Origin of the sequence: Rhodococcoides kyotonense, assembly GCF_001645385.1 — a bacterium.
Lineage (GTDB): Bacteria > Actinomycetota > Actinomycetes > Mycobacteriales > Mycobacteriaceae > Rhodococcoides > Rhodococcoides kyotonensis_B.
This window is the reverse complement of sequence record NZ_LVHI01000023.1, coordinates 448,761-466,331: the sequence shown is the minus strand read 5'-3', so window position 1 is coordinate 466,331 and position 17,571 is coordinate 448,761. Positions and strand designations below refer to the sequence as shown.

At 65.4% G+C, this 17,571-nt stretch carries 19 protein-coding genes and 1 pseudogene; 1 reads left to right on the top strand and 19 read right to left on the bottom strand.

What is annotated here, in order from left to right:
• Nucleotides 1–155: 155 nt before the first annotated feature.
• The 13 genes and pseudogenes from A3K89_RS18070 to A3K89_RS18015 form a co-directional block, all read right to left on the bottom strand.
• Nucleotides 156–1,082, bottom strand: a complete 927-nt coding sequence (locus A3K89_RS18070) for a tyrosine recombinase XerC (protein ID WP_068428592.1) — start codon at nucleotides 1,080–1,082, stop codon at nucleotides 156–158.
• A gap of 99 nt (nucleotides 1,083–1,181) precedes the next feature.
• Nucleotides 1,182–1,964 (bottom strand): siderophore-interacting protein, encoded by a 783-nt coding sequence (locus A3K89_RS18065; RefSeq protein WP_068428589.1) that lies wholly within the window; start codon nucleotides 1,962–1,964, stop codon nucleotides 1,182–1,184.
• 97 nt (nucleotides 1,965–2,061) lie between these two features.
• Nucleotides 2,062–3,186, bottom strand: a complete 1,125-nt coding sequence (gene dprA, locus A3K89_RS18060; protein ID WP_068428586.1) for a DNA-processing protein DprA — start codon at nucleotides 3,184–3,186, stop codon at nucleotides 2,062–2,064.
• Nucleotides 3,183–4,691 (bottom strand): YifB family Mg chelatase-like AAA ATPase, encoded by a 1,509-nt coding sequence (locus A3K89_RS18055; RefSeq protein ID WP_068428583.1) that lies wholly within the window; start codon nucleotides 4,689–4,691, stop codon nucleotides 3,183–3,185. The genes dprA and A3K89_RS18055 overlap by 4 nt, the downstream gene beginning before the upstream one ends.
• Entirely contained in the window at nucleotides 4,691–5,044 is a 354-nt protein-coding gene (locus A3K89_RS18050; protein ID WP_068428579.1) for a YraN family protein, read from the bottom strand. Before A3K89_RS18050 ends, A3K89_RS18055 begins: the two co-directional genes overlap by 1 nt.
• A 222-nt stretch (nucleotides 5,045–5,266) precedes the next feature.
• Nucleotides 5,267–5,605, bottom strand: a complete 339-nt coding sequence (locus A3K89_RS18045) for a histone-like nucleoid-structuring protein Lsr2 (RefSeq protein ID WP_068428576.1) — start codon at nucleotides 5,603–5,605, stop codon at nucleotides 5,267–5,269.
• Between the two features lie 193 nt (nucleotides 5,606–5,798).
• Nucleotides 5,799–5,957, bottom strand: a complete 159-nt coding sequence (locus tag A3K89_RS26035; RefSeq protein WP_167674319.1) for a hypothetical protein — start codon at nucleotides 5,955–5,957, stop codon at nucleotides 5,799–5,801.
• Between the two features lie 4 nt (nucleotides 5,958–5,961).
• The gene (locus A3K89_RS18040) at nucleotides 5,962–6,267 is read right to left on the bottom strand and encodes a DUF2469 domain-containing protein (protein ID WP_068428573.1); all 306 of its coding nucleotides are present in this window, start codon (nucleotides 6,265–6,267) and stop codon (nucleotides 5,962–5,964) included.
• A 40-nt stretch (nucleotides 6,268–6,307) separates the two neighbouring features.
• Nucleotides 6,308–7,054, bottom strand: a complete 747-nt coding sequence (locus tag A3K89_RS18035; protein WP_084423864.1) for a ribonuclease HII — start codon at nucleotides 7,052–7,054, stop codon at nucleotides 6,308–6,310.
• A 15-nt stretch (nucleotides 7,055–7,069) separates the two neighbouring features.
• Nucleotides 7,070–7,852 (bottom strand): signal peptidase I, encoded by a 783-nt coding sequence (gene lepB / locus A3K89_RS18030; protein WP_068428568.1) that lies wholly within the window; start codon nucleotides 7,850–7,852, stop codon nucleotides 7,070–7,072.
• 153 nt (nucleotides 7,853–8,005) lie between these two features.
• Nucleotides 8,006–8,347 carry a 50S ribosomal protein L19 gene (rplS, locus tag A3K89_RS18025; protein WP_068428564.1) on the bottom strand — a complete coding sequence of 114 codons (342 nt, stop codon included), beginning with the start codon at nucleotides 8,345–8,347 and terminating at the stop codon, nucleotides 8,006–8,008.
• 107 nt (nucleotides 8,348–8,454) lie between these two features.
• Nucleotides 8,455–9,334, bottom strand: a pseudogene (locus A3K89_RS18020) (hypothetical protein); the annotation flags it as partial.
• A gap of 45 nt (nucleotides 9,335–9,379) precedes the next feature.
• A complete protein-coding gene (locus tag A3K89_RS18015) occupies nucleotides 9,380–11,728 on the bottom strand; it encodes a Tex family protein (protein WP_068428562.1) in 2,349 nt (782 codons plus the stop codon).
• Nucleotides 11,729–11,790: 62 nt separating this feature from the next.
• Here A3K89_RS18015 and A3K89_RS18010 point away from each other — a divergent pair, with 62 nt between their 5' ends.
• Entirely contained in the window at nucleotides 11,791–12,747 is a 957-nt protein-coding gene (locus A3K89_RS18010) for a serine hydrolase (RefSeq protein ID WP_068428557.1), read from the top strand.
• Here the strand turns inward: A3K89_RS18010 and trmD are convergent.
• The 6 genes from trmD to ffh form a co-directional block, all read right to left on the bottom strand.
• Nucleotides 12,744–13,424: a tRNA (guanosine(37)-N1)-methyltransferase TrmD gene (gene trmD, locus A3K89_RS18005; protein WP_068428554.1), complete on the bottom strand. Its 681-nt coding sequence runs from the start codon at nucleotides 13,422–13,424 to the stop codon at nucleotides 12,744–12,746. The two genes, A3K89_RS18010 and trmD, sit on opposite strands and share 4 nt — an antisense overlap.
• Nucleotides 13,425–13,429: 5 nt before the next feature.
• Nucleotides 13,430–13,960, bottom strand: coding sequence for a ribosome maturation factor RimM (gene rimM / locus A3K89_RS18000; RefSeq protein WP_068428551.1), 531 nt, complete (start codon nucleotides 13,958–13,960; stop codon nucleotides 13,430–13,432).
• 10 nt (nucleotides 13,961–13,970) lie between these two features.
• Nucleotides 13,971–14,213, bottom strand: coding sequence for an RNA-binding protein (locus tag A3K89_RS17995; protein WP_003939023.1), 243 nt, complete (start codon nucleotides 14,211–14,213; stop codon nucleotides 13,971–13,973).
• Nucleotides 14,210–14,680: a 30S ribosomal protein S16 gene (gene rpsP / locus A3K89_RS17990; RefSeq protein ID WP_068428548.1), complete on the bottom strand. Its 471-nt coding sequence runs from the start codon at nucleotides 14,678–14,680 to the stop codon at nucleotides 14,210–14,212. The genes A3K89_RS17995 and rpsP overlap by 4 nt, the downstream gene beginning before the upstream one ends.
• Before the next feature lie 158 nt (nucleotides 14,681–14,838).
• Entirely contained in the window at nucleotides 14,839–15,930 is a 1,092-nt protein-coding gene (locus tag A3K89_RS17985; protein ID WP_068428545.1) for a metal-dependent hydrolase family protein, read from the bottom strand.
• Between the two features lie 10 nt (nucleotides 15,931–15,940).
• Nucleotides 15,941–17,497, bottom strand: a complete 1,557-nt coding sequence (gene ffh / locus A3K89_RS17980) for a signal recognition particle protein (protein ID WP_068429158.1) — start codon at nucleotides 17,495–17,497, stop codon at nucleotides 15,941–15,943.
• Nucleotides 17,498–17,571 lie beyond the last annotated feature (74 nt).

Here is a 17,571-nt window from a genome sequence, read left to right as displayed (position 1 = left end):
CTGACGTGCCTTGTGGTTCTTCGCGGTCCACGGTGCCCCCCGGTATACGAATTGCGGGTCGAAATCTGACGTCGATACGTATGCGCCCGACAATACTGTGCACGCGGTTTGTTTCGCTACGACGCTACCAAATCCCGGCAGCCCGGCCGGTGACGTCACCCCCGCGGATGCGCTCGGTCGTGGACGGTGCGTAGTCGTTCCACGGACACGTGGGTGTAGATCTGTGTCGTCGCCAGGGATGCGTGACCGAGCAATTCCTGCACCACGCGTAGATCGGCGCCACCTTCCAGCAGGTGCGTCGCCGCGGAGTGCCGGAGGCCGTGCGGGCCCATGTCGGGCGCACCGGGCACCGAGTCCAGGACGTCGTGCACCGCCGTTCGAGCTTGGCGAGGGTCGATTCGCCCGCCGCGCTTGCCCAGCAGCAGCGCCGAACCCGACCGCTCGGTGGCCAGCGCCGGTCGCCCGAACGCGATCCACGCGTCGAGTGCCTGGTGCGCAGGCAGCCCGTACGGCGCCGATCGCTCCTTGTCCCCCTTGCCGATAACGCGTACCAGTCGACGCCCGGTGTCGACGTCGTCCACGTCGAGTCCGCACAGTTCGCTGACTCGAATTCCCGTGGCGTACAACATCTCGACGATCAGTCTGTCCCGCAGGGCGATCGGATCTCGTTCGGCTGCACCCGATTCCGCAGCCGACAACGCGTCCGACGCCTGCGACTTCTTCAGCACGGCAGGCAGCGCTCGTTTCGCCGACGGGGAGGACAGACGAAGCGCAGGATCGGTGTCGAGGTAACCGGTTCGCGTCAGCCACGCGGTGAATGCCCTCGCGGACGATGTTCGACGCGCCATCGACGATCGCGCCGAACCGGCCCGCGACTGGTGTGCGAGCCATGCGCGAAGCACGCGGAGACTCAGGTCGGACACCTCGTCCGAGTCCTCTTCGTGCACCAGATAGGCCAGGAGCGACTCGGCGTCGGCGACATACGCGCGAATCGTGTTGGCCGACCGACTTCGTCCGAGCCGGAGGTGCTCGGCGTAGTCGTCGAGGAGCGCTCGAAACGTCGGTGTCAGCTCGTCGGACATCGGTTCAGCGTGGCCCCTCGGAGCCGACCGAGCAACCGGGCGCGCCGGGGAGCCGTCGCCTCGCCGGTCGCCCGATCGGGTCGACGATCAGCTCGACGATCAGCTCGACGCGCCGGCCTCGGCCTCGGCCAGCTCGCGCTTCCACACGCGGAACGTCTCCTCGGTGCGGCCGCGACGCCAGTACCCGGAGATCGACGCCCACTCGGCCGACACGCCGCGCTCTTTTCGGATGTAGCCGCGCAGATTGTGCATGACGGCCTGCGCCTCACCGTGGATGAAGACCTGAGCCTGGCCGGGCAACCATTCGGTGTTCCGTACCGCCTCGATCAGCGGCGCGTTGTCGCCTGCCTTGTCGTCGGTGATCTCGTTGGAACCCGCACCACGATGGATCCACGTGACGTCGACGAGGGCGAGCGTCTCCATGTAGATCTCGTCCTTACGATCCGCGACCTCGACGAAGACCTTGGCGATCGCGTCCTCGGGGAGCGCCTCGACGGCCGCCGAGATCGCGGGGATCGCGGACTCGTCACCGGCGAACAGATGCCAGTCGGCGTCCGCGCGTGGTGTGTACGCGCCCGCGGGGCCGTACAGGCTGATCGTGTCTCCCGGTTGCGCGTGGGCAGCCCACGGACCCGCGACACCCTCGTCGCCGTGCACGACGAAATCGATCGCGATCTCACGCGCATCGGTATTAACCGACCGAATCGTGTACGTGCGCTTGATCTCGTCGTCCTCGGTTCCGAAGATCAATTTGACGTACGAATCGGTGTAGTCGACCGGCTCGAAGTCGTCGAATCCGGGATCGCCCAGGTAGACCCGCTGCATGTGGGGGGTCAGCGCCTCCGTCCGGAGGACGGTCAGGGTGGTCTTGCGTCGTGCCACGTGTTCAGCCTTTCCGAGCTGCTCCAGCGCTACCAGATAGCTATTCGAGTAAGCATTGCCTAATCAGGCTACCGGTACCGATATGCGTCCGGGTCGTTCACGTCCCGACCACGCGGTACCAGCCGGTGTCGTCGCTAGCGACGAAGCCGTCGAGTTCCAGGAGCGGTAGGACCGAACGCACCTTCGCGATCGGCAGGGACGACCGCTCGGACAGTTCACGCGGAGACAACGTGCCCGACGCCGGAAGCGCTTCGTAGACCAGCAGCGCCGGTTCCGACAGCGCGTCGATATCGCGGAACATCGACGGTCGACCCTCGTCGGTTTCACCGACGACGCCTGCTTCGGCGACGACGTCGTGCGCGTCGGCGACGAGCCGAGCCTCCCCCTCGCGGATCATGCGGTGGCAGCCTTTCGACGACGCCGAGGTCACCGGACCCGGCACCGCCAACACCGGCCTTCCGAGCTTTCGCGCCCACGCCGCGGTGTTGCGTGCACCGCTACGCCACCCCGCTTCGACGACGACGACCGCCGAGCCGAGACTGGCGACGAGCCGGTTTCGCGCGAGAAACCGATGCTTCGCCGGCGTCGTTCCGGGCGCGTATTCGCTGATCACTGCGCCGGATTCCTTGATGCGGCCGAGCAGCCGCGCATGTCCCGACGGGTATGCCCGGTCGATTCCGCACGCCAGCACGGCCACCGTCGCACCTCCCACACCGAGGGCCGCACGGTGGGCGGCCGCGTCGATCCCGAACGCCCCGCCGGAGACGATCGTCCACCCGTCGACCGCCAGGTCACCCGAGATCTCCGCGGTCACATGTTCGCCGTAGGCGCTCGCCGCTCTCGTACCGACGATGGACACCGCTCGTTCCCCCAGCGTGTCGAGCGGTCCTCGCCCGAGCACCCACAGCGCGAACGGCGCGCAGTGGTCCGACGACGTCGGCATTCCTGCACCGTCGAACGACAGGAACTGCCATGTGGGCCATTCGTCGTCGTCCGGTGTGACGAGTCGACCGCCGAGCGACGCAACCAGATTCAGGTCGTCTTCGGCGGTGTCGATGTGCGCACGAACCTGTAGGCGCTCGCCGAATCGGCCGCGGGCCAGTTCGGCTCGCGCCTCCTGCGGCCCCGCCGCGACTGCGAACTCTGCCAGTTGTCGATGCGGCCCCTGCGCGACACGTGACAGATACGCCCACGCCAGCCTGCGATCGTCGTGTCCCGTCACGACATTCCCCTGTCTCGAAAATCGAGCGCCGCGCCGACCTCGTCGATGCCGGGCACGGTGCCGCCCGCCAGATCGCACAGGGTCCACGACACCCGCAGAGCGCGGTCCGCCCCTCGCGCGGTCAGCGATCCGTTCCGGAGCGCCCGCTCGATCGGTCTCACCGATTCCCGGGGCAGCGTGAACTTCTGGCGCAGTGCAGGACCCGGCACCTCTGCGTTGGTGCGCCATCCGTAGTCGCGCCAGCGTTCGGCTGCTGCATCACGTGCACCGGTGACCCGTGCCCTCACCACCTCGGTGGTCTCGCCCACGTCGTCCGTCAGAGCTCCTGTGGCGACCGCTTTCATCGCAATTCGGAGGTCGACGCGATCGAGCAGAGGCCCGGATAGTTTTCCGAGATATTTCCGTCGCACCGTCGGCGTGCAGACGCAGTCGACGTCGCGTGCGGGAGCGCACGGGCACGGATTGGCAGCGAGAACCAACTGGAATCGAGCCGGGTACCGCGCCACACCGTCGCGGCGCGCGATGCGAATCTCCCCGTCTTCCAACGGTGTTCGCAACGACTCGAGCACCTTCACGCCGATCTCGGCGCATTCGTCGAGAAACAGGACACCACGATGCGCCCGGCTGACGGCGCCGGGTTTCGCCATTCCGGATCCGCCTCCGACCATGGCACTGACCGACGTCGAATGGTGCGGCGCGATGAACGGCGGCGAACCGATCAACGGCCGGTCGTCGGGCAACGTCCCGGCGACCGAATGGATCGCCGTCACTTCCAACGCCTCCTGCTCGGTCAACGGGGGAAGTATTCCCGGGAGACGCTGGGCCAGCATCGTCTTCCCGATGCCCGGCGGCCCGGTCAACATGACGTGATGCGCACCCGCGGCCGCGACCTCCAGAGCCCACCGTGCCTCCGGTTGCCCGACGACCTCGCTCATGTCCGGGTACGACACCCCGTCGTCCCACACACCGGGCGCCGGGCGAACGAGATCGTCCTCGCCGCGCAGCCAGGCCACCACGTCCTTCAGCGACCGCGCCCCGAACACGTCGATTCCGTCGACGAGACCTGCCTCGGCCAACGCGGCCGTCGGCACCACCACCGAGGACCATCCCGCGTTCTTCGCCGCCAGTACCGCGGGCAGAACTCCGCGAATTCTCCGCAGTCGACCATCGAGAGCCAACTCCCCCAGAAACACCGTCCGCCGCATCGACGCACGGGGAATCTGCTTGTCGGCGTGCAGTACCGCCAACGCGAGCGCGAGGTCGTACACCGATCCCATCTTCGGCAGGGTCGCCGGCGACAACGCGAGCACCACGCGCGAATCGGGCCAACTACCACCCGAATTCGACACCGCAGCCTTGATGCGGTCGCGTGATTCGTGCAAGGCGGTATCCGGCAATCCCACCAGATGTGTTCCTGGCAATCCTCTGCCTATATCCGCCTCGATCTCGACGACCTGACCGTCGACACCGGTGACCGCGACCGAGAAGGCTTTTCCGAGCGCCATCAGAACACCGCCCGCAAGTGCGACACCACTGGATCGCCGTCTCGGGTCACCAGGATTGCTACGACGTCGAAACGCATTCGCACCCAGGGATAATCGTGTTCCGCGAGCCACATCAGCGCCAACTTGCGAATTCGATCGCGTTTGACGGGCGTCACGGCCTCCGCCGGAGTTCCGTACCCGGTGCCCGACCGCGTCTTCACCTCGACGAACACCATCGTCTCGCCGTCACGAGCGACGATGTCCAACTCGCCGTGTCTGCACCGCCAATTCCGGTCGACCAATTCCATTCCGGACTCCACCAGGTGCAGCGCGGCGAACGCTTCGCCCCGAGCCCCCAACTCCGCATTCGACATCCATTCCCCCACTGATCGTCGGTCCGCCGACTGCCGAACCACTGCACGACCATGCACTGTCGTGCCGCCGGTGACATCGGAGAAACCGCAGGTCGAGAATTGCCCTGTGGACGAAGCGAAGCTGTGGATGAACGGGGTGAGAAAGGCCGCCCGAAACGATTCGATGCCCCGGCCGAATCGGCCGGGGCATCGAGAGTCGAGCTTTTGTGAACTATCGCGGTTTCAGTGTGCTGCCTCGTAGGCTGCCTGCACGTCCTGGCTGATTCTTCCGCGAGCACTGACCTCGTAGCCGTTCTCGCGAGCCCACGCGCGAACATCCTGCAAATCGACTTTCCCGCGGGACGGCGCCGACGCGACTTTCTTGCTCCGGCGGCCGGAAACCTTCTCCGCGTGTTCGATCCAGAACGCCAATTGCTCGTGTAATTCGTTCGCGTGCTTCAGATTCAGGTCGATGCGATACAGATTGCCGTCGATACCGAATTCGACGGTTTCGCCCTGCCCCTCCTTGATGACCGACCCATCGACATCATCGATCATTTGGACGAGTGTCTTACGCGCCATGTCCGAACCTCTAACCGTCAAGGAATGATGTATGCATGTTTCTACCACTCATTCCTCCGATCGGACAAAACAATCGCTGAATCCACAGTTTCTTTTCAGCAACAATGACCCCGTTTATATGAGCCATTTCACCCGACCCGAATGCGTCGACTCATCGAAATACGGTGTGTCGCAACGATTCACACTACAGTGATCATTGCGCAAGAATTTGCCAGCCGACTTGCCCCACCACGAGGCACACCGCGACCAGACCGATCAATTGGCCGCACATCACGAGGTTTCGACGCGAGCGCCGACGTCCGAACAGATAGATCGCTGCCGCGACGAGCAACAACCACAGCGTCACCGACATACTTCTACTCCGGAAGCCGCAGATCCGGTTTGTCGAGCTCCTCGATGTTGACGTCCTTGAAGGTGATGACGCGGACATGCTTGACGAACCGCGCGGGCCGGTACATGTCCCAGACCCATGCGTCCGACATGCGAAGCTCGAAATAGATCTCGCCGTCGGCGTTGTGCGGTATGAGTTCTACGGAGTTCGCGAGGTAGAAACGCCGTTCGGTTTCCACGACATAGTTGAACTGACCGACAATGTCCCGATACTCGCGATACAGCGAGAGCTCCATCTCGGTTTCGTACTTTTCGAGATCCTCGGCACTCATCGGTTTCTACTCATCCTCCGTCTGTTTGCATGAACGTCAATCATCGCGCACCGGTGTCCGTGCAGTCCATCCGCCCCAACACCGCGGCCACCGAATCGGGACGACCGGCCGCCGCTGCAGACACGTTGGCGTAGGACATCCGGTGTTCCTCGCACGGGCCCAGCTCGACCATGGCGGCTGCGTGCGCCTTGGTGCTGTATCCCTTGTGTATCGCGAAGCCGTATCCGGGAATCGAGGAATCCATCTCGACCATGACGCGGTCCCGCGACACCTTGGCCAGCACGCTGGCCGCGGCGATGCATGCGGCAGTCGCGTCGCCGCCGATGACGGGTAGCGACGGCGCGGGCAGCCCAGGGACGCGAAATCCGTCGGTCAACACGTACCCCGGCGCGACGCCGAGGCCCGCAACGGCACGTCTCATCCCCTCGATGTTCGCGACGTGCAGACCGATGCGGTCGATCTCTTCGGCTTCGATGAACACGATGCTCCACGCGAGCGCGAGCCGCTGGATCTTCGGGAACAGCAGTTCACGACGCTTCTCCGTCAGCTTCTTCGAGTCGTCGAGGTCCGCCAACGACTCGTACCGTTTCGGCCCCAGCACGCACGCGGCAACCGTCAGTGGTCCGGCGCACGCACCTCGACCCGCCTCGTCCACCCCGGCGACGGGGCCCAACCCGTGTCGATCCAGGGCGGACTCCATGGTCCGCAGACCCGAGGACCGGCGGATGACCGGCCGCGGTGGCCACGGTGGCCGGCCGCGGGACCGGCTCGTACTCGTTCTAGCCATCTGTTCTGCTCGGTTTCACTGTCCTTGGATGTCGGGCGAGTCGAGTGTGCCCCAGCGCGACGGCGGCAGCGCGATGACGAATGCGCGCCCGATGACGTTGTCGACTGGAACGGTGCCCTTCAGTTCGTCGGACACATGGAACCTCGAGTCCGCCGAATTGCTGCGGTTGTCCCCCATGACCCACAGGTTTCCTTCGGGAACCGTGACCGCGGAGAAACAGCGACCCGACTTGATCTCGGTGTCGCACGTCAGAACGCCGGGCGTGAAGGGGAAGTCCATCTGAATGTACGGCTCGTCGAGCGGCTTGCCGTCCACGAGCACCCGCCCCTGATCGTCGCAGCATTCGACGGTCTGGCCTCCGGTCGCGATGACTCGCTTGACCAAGTCGTTCTCGTCGGGCGCGACGATGCCGATCAACGATCCGACTTCCTGCGCACCACGCACGACCGGGTTGGACGACCGCGTCGACACGTATTCGCCGTTCCACGAGTCGGGACCGCGGAAGACGATGACGTCGCCGGGCTTCGGATCGCCGAACCGATAGCCGATCTTCTCGACGACGATGCGGTCACCGGTGCATCCGGGACACCCGTGCAGCGTCGGCTCCATCGATTCGGACGGGATCAGATAGACCCGTGCGATGAACGTCTGCAGCAGGAAACTGAGGACAAGGGCGACGAGGATGAGGATCGGCAGCTCGCGCCAGAACGAGCGAGGCTTCTTCTCGCGCTTCCTGGTCGCGGGTTCGTCGGCGTCGGAATCCGAAGTGCCGTTCGGATCGTACGAGGAATCAGCCACCGCACCAGATTAGCCGTAGCGCTGCCGTGGACGAGAGCTGCGTCGAACCCACTCGCCAAGTGTCGTGACAGGTCACACAACGACCGACGCCGCACCACCCAGTTGGGTGATGCGGCGTCGGAAAGAATGTAGCCGTCTGTCGACGAGCTGGTGTCAGCGCTTTTCCTTGATCTTGGCGGCCTTGCCACGCAGATCGCGAAGGTAGTACAGCTTCGCGCGACGAACGTCACCGCGGGTCAGAACATCGATCTGAGCGATGTTGGGGCTGTGCACCGGGAAAGTACGCTCGACGCCGACGCCGAACGAGACCTTGCGCACGGTGAACGTCTCGCGGACGCCACCACCCTGGCGACGAATGACGACGCCCTTGAAGATCTGCACGCGCTCCTTCGAGCCTTCGATAACCTTGACGTGCACGTTGAGCGTGTCGCCGGGGCGGAAGTCAGGAACGTCGCTGCGCAGCGACTTGTTGTCCAAGAAGTCCAAAGTGTTCATCGGTGGGGCCATCCTTGCGTTCTTCGCGCGAGTAGAGGAACCGAGCGGTACCGCGACGACAGAAAACACTGTCGACACGGAACTCGGCTGGTTCGTACTCCGATTAGGTCTGTGCCTGGTACAGGCAACCCCACTATTGTGCCAGACGTCGCTCCGCCCACGAAATCGTGGTCACCCACGCGGCGGTGCGGCCGGCTGTACGGTCCGGTCCAGCTCGTCCTCGGTCGCAGAGACGGCGTGCTCCACGCTCGGTTTGCCCGCGATCAGGTCCTGGCAGTAGATCTTGGCTCGAATGGCCGGTCGCCTGATCGTGCGTTCACGGCGCAACGCACGCTCCATCTTCCTCGGACGTCTCGTGTACCGCCATCGGGCCCACGGCGCGGACGGCCTGCTGAGCCGCAGCGAGGCGACCACCAGAATCGGAACGAAGAACAGCCCGATCAGACCGGTCCAGATCTTCCCCTTCAGCACGACAACGGCACAGAGTCCGAGATTGACGACGGCCAACACCACGTAACCGACGCGAACCCATGTGTCCGGGCTTCGTCGAATGTCGGTGACGTTCAACAGTTCGAGTGGGTGGAATCCGAGGAGTAGCAAGCCGGTGCCCGCGACAGCGACGAACACGGCGTCGACCGAGGTCCGTCCCTGCTCCGCCCAGTAGACGTCCTGCAGATAGAAGATCAGCGCGAACTCGTCGAGGACGAGCGCGGCACCCACGCCGAACAAGGTGGCGAGCACTGCCCCGGTCTCCTGGGTGGCGTCCTCGAAGACGGCGATCAACGAGACGCCGGACACCAGCATCAAGACGATGCCGAACACGACGTGATGGATGTGCTGTCCGCCGGGCGTGATGTTTCCGGGCCACCACCTGACCTGCGCGCGAATCATCCTGACGCTCAAGCGAATCAACAGGAAACCCACGACGAAGCCGAGGAGGAAACACAGAAGAGGCAGGCGGCCGTGCGCGATGATCTCACGATCCAACCACTTCACGGCCGCCGCATCTCCCTTCACACGTGAAACGAGATGTTACTTCCCGAATCCGGCCTTCCGTAGCGCGTCGGCCATCGATCCACTCGCCGGTGCGCTCGCTTGGCGACTCCCCCCGCGATTGTCGCGACGGCCCGCCTGGGACCTGCGATCCTGCTGGCCATTACGCGGCCCGCCTCCGTTCCCCCCGCGCTGTCCCCCGCCGGACCCGCCACGAGGCTTGTCCTTGGCGGCCGCGCCCGGTTCGTCGTCGAGGCGCAGACTCAAGCCGATGCGCTGACGTGGGACGTCGACCTCCATGACCTTGACCTTGACGACGTCACCCGACTTGACGACCTCGCGCGGATCCTTGACGAAGTTGTGCGACATCGCGGAGACGTGGACGAGTCCGTCCTGGTGCACACCGACGTCGACGAAGGCCCCGAACGCTGCCACGTTGGTGACGACGCCTTCCAGCGTCATGCCCGGCTTCAGGTCGGCGACCTTCTCGATCCCGGCGGCGAACGTCGCCGTCTTGAATTCCGGTCGCGGGTCGCGGCCCGGCTTCTCGAGTTCGGCGATGATGTCGGTGACCGTCGGGATACCGAAGCGCTCGTCGGCGAACTGCTGCGGCTGCAGACCGCGCAGCAGCGACGTGTTGCCGATGACCTCGAGCACCCCGACGCCCGCCGAATCCACGATGCGGCGAACCACCGGGTACGCCTCGGGGTGCACGCTCGACCGGTCGAGCGGATCGTCGCCGTCCTGGATCCGCAGGAAGCCGGCACACTGCTCGAATGCCTTCGGCCCGAGACGCGCGACGTCCTTCAGCTTGGAGCGCGAGGTGAAGGGACCGTTCTGATCACGGTGCGCGACAATGCTTTCCGCAAGCGAACCGGCGATGCCCGACACACGCGACAGCAACGGGACCGACGCGGTGTTGACGTCGACGCCGACAGCGTTCACCGCGTCCTCGACGACCGCACCGAGCGAACGCGCCAGCAGGGATTCGGAGATGTCGTGCTGGTACTGGCCGACGCCGATGGACTTGGGATCGATCTTCACGAGCTCGGCGAGCGGATCCTGCAGCCGACGCGCGATGGAGACGGCGCCTCGGATCGAGACGTCGAGCTCGGGAAGTTCGCTCGACGCGTATGCCGACGCCGAGTACACCGAAGCGCCTGCCTCGGACACGACGACCTTGGTCAGACCCGCTTCCGGGAACTTCGAGATCAGGTCGGCAGCAAGCGCATCGGTCTCGCGGGACGCCGTGCCGTTGCCGATGGCGATGAGCTGGACCGAATGCTTCGCGGCAAGCGCGGCCAACGTCGCGACAGCCTGATCCCATTTGCCCTGGGGCTTGTGCGGGTAGATCGTGTCGTGGTCGACGACCTTGCCGGTCGAATCGACGACCGCGACCTTCGTCCCGGTGCGGAACCCGGGGTCCAGGCCCATCGTCGCGCGATTGCCCGCGGGCGCAGCGAGCAGCAGGTCCTTCAGGTTGGTAGCGAAGACGTCGACGGCATCCTGCTCCGCGGACTGGCGAAGCCGCATCCGAACGTCGATGGCGAGGGTCACGAGCAGTTTGGTACGCCAAGCCCATCGCACCGTGTCGAGCAACCACCGATCCGCGGCCCTGCCCTGGTCGGCGATACCGAACGCGGTGGCGATGCGTCCCTCGTACACCGTCCGCTCACCGGGAGGCGTCTCGTCCTGCTCCGGTTCGAACCCCAGGGACAGAACTTCTTCCTTCTCGCCGCGCAGCGTCGCCAGAATGCGGTGCGACGGCAACGACGTGAACGGTTCGGAGAATTCGAAGTAGTCGGCGAACTTGGCGCCTCCTTCTTCCTTGCCCTTGCGCACGGTCGAGACCAGTTTTCCACGGGTCCACATCAATTCACGCAGTTCGCCCACCAGGTCGGCGTCCTCGGCGAAGCGCTCGACGAGGATGGCGCGCGCGCCGTCGAGCTGCTCGGAGTCGTACGACGCGGGATCGGTAGTGGGATCGGTGATGAGGGCGTCGGCGACGGGTTCGTGGCCCGCCTCGCGCGCGATCTGCGCCTTGGTCCGACGCTTGGGCTTGAACGGCAGGTAGATGTCCTCGACGCGGGCCTTGGTCTCGGCCAGCATCAGTGATTGTTCGAGAGCCTCGTCGAGCTTGCCCTGCGAGCGAATCGATTCGATGACCGCGTCGCGTCGCTCGTCGAGCTCACGGAGGTACCGGAGCCGTTCTTCGAGCTGACGGAGCTGCGCGTCGTCGAGCATGCCGGTGACTTCCTTGCGGTACCGAGCGATGAACGGCACGGTCGATCCGCTGTCCAGCAGATCCACGGCAGCGCTGACCTGACCTTCGGATACGTCGAGTTCCTCGGCTATGCGCTTGTTCACAGTTTTCAGAGCAGTCGTCACGGCGCACGACCCTACAGCTAGTGTGGGACACGTTCATCAGTGACCAGTGCAGGAGACCGAGGATGTCCAGGCCCATGCAAGTCCTGGCGCTCTCGTGCACGGCACTGTTCGCCGCGATCGCCGTTCTCGTCACCGGCTGCGACGTTCCTGCCGATTCCGCGTCGGGCGCGTCGTCCGCGACGTCGTCGTCACCGTTCCCGGACACCGAGACGGTCCAGGATCTCGATCTCGATTCGCGCATCCCGGCGGCCATCGCGTCGGCGGCGGGTCGAGGCGCGGAGGTGTCGTTCGCCGTTCTCGACCGACGAACCGGATCCTATTTCTCGAACGGTGACACCATACAGAGCGAAACCGCTTCGGTCTCCAAGCTTTTCATCGCCGACGAGGTTCTCCACGAGGCCGACGTCGCGCAGGTTCCCCTCGCCGAGGACGAGATGACCTTGCTGAAGGTGATGTTGAAGTCGTCCAGCGACGACGCCGCCAACTATCTCTGGGACGAGTACGGCGGCAACGACATCGTCGTACGGGTGGCCGAACGCTACGGCCTCGCGGCTACGTCGCCTCCGTGGGACGGACTGTGGTGGAACACGATGACGACGGCAGCCGACATCGTCACGTATTACGCGCAACTCGTCGACGGCACCGGCGGCCTGTCCGCGACGTCGACGTCGACGATCGAGGATCTCCTCCGCGAGTCGACTCCGGTGGCGACGGACGGCTATCACCAGCACTTCGGAATCGTCGACGGCCTTCCGTCCGAACCGGTCTGGGCCGTCAAGCAGGGCTGGATGTGCTGCATCGCCGGCCGGTGGGTGCACCTGTCGACGGGCACGGTGGGGAGCAACGACGACTACGTCATCGCCGTGATCTCACGCGAAGAGGTCCATTACGACGACGACTGGGAGCACTACCCCGACACCGCCGTCGTCGACGTCACGGACGACAGCAGCGCCCAGCATGCGCGCGACACCATCACGGGCGTCGTGTCGATGCTCTTCCCGGACGGCCGGGTCGACTAGTCGGCGAGCAGATCAGGACGGCGTTCACGCGTCCGCTGCAGTGATTGCTCCGCGCGCCACGCGGCGACCTTCGCGTGATCGCCCGACAACAGGACGTCCGGGACGTCGAGCCCACGCCACCGGACGGGCCGGGTGTAGCTGGGGCCTTCGAGGAGCCCGTCGGAGAACGAATCCTCTTGGTGCGACTGCTGATTCCCGAGCACGCCGGGCAGCAACCGCACGACGGCTTCGCCCATGACGAGAACGGCGGCCTCTCCCCCGATGAGGACGTAGTCGCCGATACTCACCTCTTCGACGCGCACACGGGTGGCCGCGTCGTCGAACACGCGCTGATCGATGCCCTCGTAGCGTCCGCATGCAAAGACGATGTGCTTCTCCTGTGACCATCGCTCGGCGGTGCGCTGCGTGAACGGCACACCGGCCGGAGTCGGGACGACGAGAAGAGAGTCCTCGGTGAGGACGTCGTCGAGCGCGTCGCCCCACACGGTGGGCTTCATGACCATTCCGGGTCCGCCGCCGTACGGCGAATCGTCGACGGCCTTGTGCACGTCGTGGGTCCAGCTACGCAGATCGTGTACGTCCACCGACACCAGGCCCTTGTCGATCGCCTTGCCCAGCAAGGCAGTTCGCAACGGGTCCAGGTATTCGGGAAAGATCGTGACGACGTCGAGTTTCACGATGTCTACTCCGGATCCAGGAGACCTTCGGGCGGATCGATCACGACCGTGCCGTCGGCCAGGGACACCGACGTGACGATGGCAGCCACGAACGGCACGAGCACTTCGGATCGGCTTCCGTCGGCGGGACGGATGGACAGCAATTCGCCTGCCGCGGAATGCAGTACCTCACGAACCGTTCCGACGACCGTACCGTCGGCGAGCTGCACGGTCAGACCTTCGAGCTCGTGATCGTAGAACTCGTCCGGGTCGTCGGAGGATTCGAGATCGTCCGACTCGACCATGAACAGTGTGCCGCGGAGGGCGTCGGCGGCGTCCCGGGAATCGATTCCCTTCAGGCGCAGCAAAAGCCGCCCGGAGTGTTCCCGGGCGGCTTCCACCGTGTAGTCGACCTCGCCGGTGGTATCGCGTGGCTTACGCCCGCGAATCACCGACCCCACGGCGAAGCGATCGTCGGGTTCGTCGGTGCGAACCTCGACGACGACCTCGCCGCGGATGCCGTGTGACTTCACCACACGGCCGGTTACCAGCTCCATGTGTGCTGCGCTACTGATCCGTGTCGACGACGTCGACGCGAATTCCGCGGCCTCCGATACCGGAGACCAGCGTGCGCAGAGCTGTTGCCGTCCGACCTCCGCGACCGATGACCTTGCCGAGATCGTCGGGATGCACGTGAACTTCCACGGTGCGTCCGCGACGGCCGGTGATCAATTCGACGCGAACGTCGTCAGGGTTGGCGACGATGCCACGAACGAGATGCTCGACGGCGTCGGCGACCACGGCACTCACTTCTCAGCAGCCTCGGCGGCCGGTGCTTCTGCGGTCTCGGCTGCGGCGTCGTCGGCCGAAGCAGCCTCGTCGGCCTTCGGAGCCTTCTTCTTCTTGGCCGTGGTGGCGTCACCGAGCGGCTCGGCGTCGGCCTGAGCGAGCGCAGCGTTGAACAGGTCCAGCTTGGACGGCTTGGGCTCGGCAACGCGGAGGGTGCCCTCGGCGCCGGGGAGGCCCTTGAACTTCTGCCAGTCACCGGTGATCTTCAGCAGAGCCTCGACGGGCTCGGTGGGCTGAGCGCCGACGCCGAGCCAGTACTGAGCACGCTCGGAATCGATGTCGATGACGCTCGGCTCCTGCTTGGGCTCGTACGTGCCGATGGTCTCGATCGCACGGCCGCTGCGGCGGGTGCGAGAGTCGGCGATGACGACGCGGTAGTGCGGGGTGCGGATCTTACCGATGCGCATGAGCTTGATCTTGACAGCCATGAAAAGTAGAGCCTTTCGAGTTGGTCACTCCGCAATTCAGCGGTGCGCGTGGACCGCGCACCCGGTTTTGCGTTGATGGGGTGTCGTGACCGCCGTGCGGTACGTAACCGGAGACGGGCGAACAGCAGTCCATTGTGCCAGACGAGCGCCGCCGGAAGTTAATCGACCTGTCGGCGACGCTGCGGCACACCGCGCAGAACGATGACGTCGGGATGTGACAGCACCGCCGGTGACGTCCGGGGATCGACGTCGTAGACCAGAAGGTCCGCGGGAGCGCCGTGTTCCAGACCCGGCCATCCGAGCCACGATCTGGCACTCCAGCTCGCGGCGCCGAGCGCCTCGGTCGGCGTCATTCCGACTTCGGTCAGCGCCTGCACCTCGTCGGCGATACGCCCGTGCCGGATGGATCCGCCCGCGTCGGTACCCGCGTAGATCGACACGCCCGCATCGTGCGCTCGACCGATGGTCGAGCTGACCCGCGCGTGCAGGTCGCGCATGTGACGTGCGTAGATCGGGTACTTCGACGCCGACGCGGCGATGTCGGGAAAGGTCGCGATGTTCACGAGAGTCGGCACCAGCGCGGTGTCGTGCCGGACCATCATCTCGATGGTCTCGTCGGTCAAGCCGGTGCCGTGCTCGATGCAGTCGATGCCCGCCGAGATCAACCCGGGCAGGGCGTCCTCACCGAAGACGTGCGCCGTGACGCGAGCGCCCTCGGCGTGGGCGGCGTCGATCGATGCTCGCAGGATCTTCTCGTCCCACAGGGGCCTCAGGTCGCCGACGCTGCGATCGATCCAGTCGCCGACGAGTTTGACCCAGCCGTCACCGAAACGTGCTTGTCGCGCAACGACTTCCGGTAGTTGCGACTCGTCCTCGACGTCGATCGCGAGGCCTTGGATGTACCGCTTGGGGGACGCGATGTGCCGACCCGCGCGGATGATGCGGGGCAGGTCGTCGTGATCGTCGAGGGCGCGTGTGTCGACGGGCGAGCCTGCATCGCGCAGCAGCAGCACGCCGACGTCCCGTTCGGCCCTCGCCTGTTCGACGGCGCCGTCGACATCCTCGTGGCCGCCGCCGTACTTGATGCCCACGTGGCAGTGCGCGTCGACGAGGCCGGGAAGAATCCACCCGTCGTCGCACAAGATGTCCGCGTGCGTGACCGGGTCGAGCGAGATGCGGCCGTCGACGATCCAGAAATCGACCGGATCCTCCGACGGCACCGGCCGACCCCGAACCCGGAAGGCGGGCACGGTCGGTCCGCTACTTCTTCGGCAGTTTCAACTGCGACAGGTCGATGCCCTCGAGTCCCGGGGGTAGCTGGTCGAGACCCTTGGGCATGCCCGACAGATCCGGCATTCCCGCGGGCATTCCACCGGGCATGCCGGGGAAACCGCCCCTGATCTTGGGCTGAGTCGGCCCGCGTCCGCCCTTCTTGCCCTTCTTGCCCTTCTTGCTGCGGACCTGCTTGCGCGCGCCGGGCATGCCCATGCGGCCTGCCATCGCCGACATCATCTTGCGCGCTTCGAAGAACCGGTCCACGAGCTGGTTGACGTCCGACACCTTGACGCCCGATCCGTTCGCGATGCGTAGACGCCGCGACGCGTTGATGATCTTCGGATCGTTGCGTTCCTGCGGCGTCATGCCACGAATGATCGCCTGCACACGGTCGAGCTGCTTCTCGTCGATGTTGGCCAGTTCTTTCATCTGGCCTGCACCCGGGAGCATGCCCAACAGGTTGCCGATCGGGCCCATCTTGCGGACGGCCATCATCTGCTCGAGGAAGTCGTCGAGCGTGAGCTGACCGGAACCGATCTTGTTGGCGGTCGCCTCGGCCTGCTCGGCGTCGAAGTGCTGCTCCGCCTGCTCGATGAGGCTGAGGACGTCACCCATGCCGAGAATTCGACTGGCCATACGGTCCGGGTGGAAGACGTCGAAGTCTTCGAGCTTTTCACCGGTCGACGCGAACATGATGGGCTCGCCCGTCACCTCGCGCACGCTGAGCGCCGCACCACCTCGGGCGTCGCCGTCGAGCTTGGTGAGCACGACGCCGGTGAACCCGACGCCGTCCCGGAAGGCCTGCGCGGTGCTGACCGCGTCCTGACCGACCATCGCGTCGAGCACGAACAGCGTCTCGTCGGGCTGCACGGCGTCTCGGATGCCCGCGGCCTGATTCATCAGTTCGGTGTCGATACCGAGACGGCCTGCGGTGTCAACGATGACGATGTCGTACTGCTTGGTGCGTGCTTCGGCGACACCGGCACGTGCGACCTCGATCGGGTCGGCAGCCGAGATGCCGAGCTCGTTCTCGCCGCCACCGATCGACGTGCCGGGGTGCGGAGCAAACACCGTGGCGCCCGCACGCTCACCGACGATCTGGAGCTGGCTGACAGCACCGGGGCGCTGGAGGTCACACGCGACCAGAAGCGGTGTGTGTCCCTGCTCCTTGAGCCATTTGGCGAGCTTGCCGGCGAGCGTCGTCTTACCGGAACCCTGCAGACCGGCCAGCATGATGACCGTCGGCGCCGTCTTGGCGAACGTCAGCCGGCGCGTCTCGCCGCCGAGAATGCCGACGAGTTCCTCGTTGACGATCTTGACGACCTGCTGGGCCGGGTTGAGAGCGCCCGAGACCTCGGCGCCCTTGGCGCGCGTCTTGATGCGCGTGATGAACTCACGCACGACGGGCAGAGCGACGTCGGCTTCGAGCAGCGCGAGCCTGATTTCACGGGCTGTGGCATCGATGTCGGCCCCCGAGAGTCGACCCTTGCCACGCAGGTCCTTGAGGGTCCCGGTCAACCTGTCGGATAGGGATTCGAACACCGATTGCACTCCTGAGCCAATTGCGAATGGGGCCTGAACAGACGAGTAGAGCAGGCTCCAGACTAGCGCCCGCT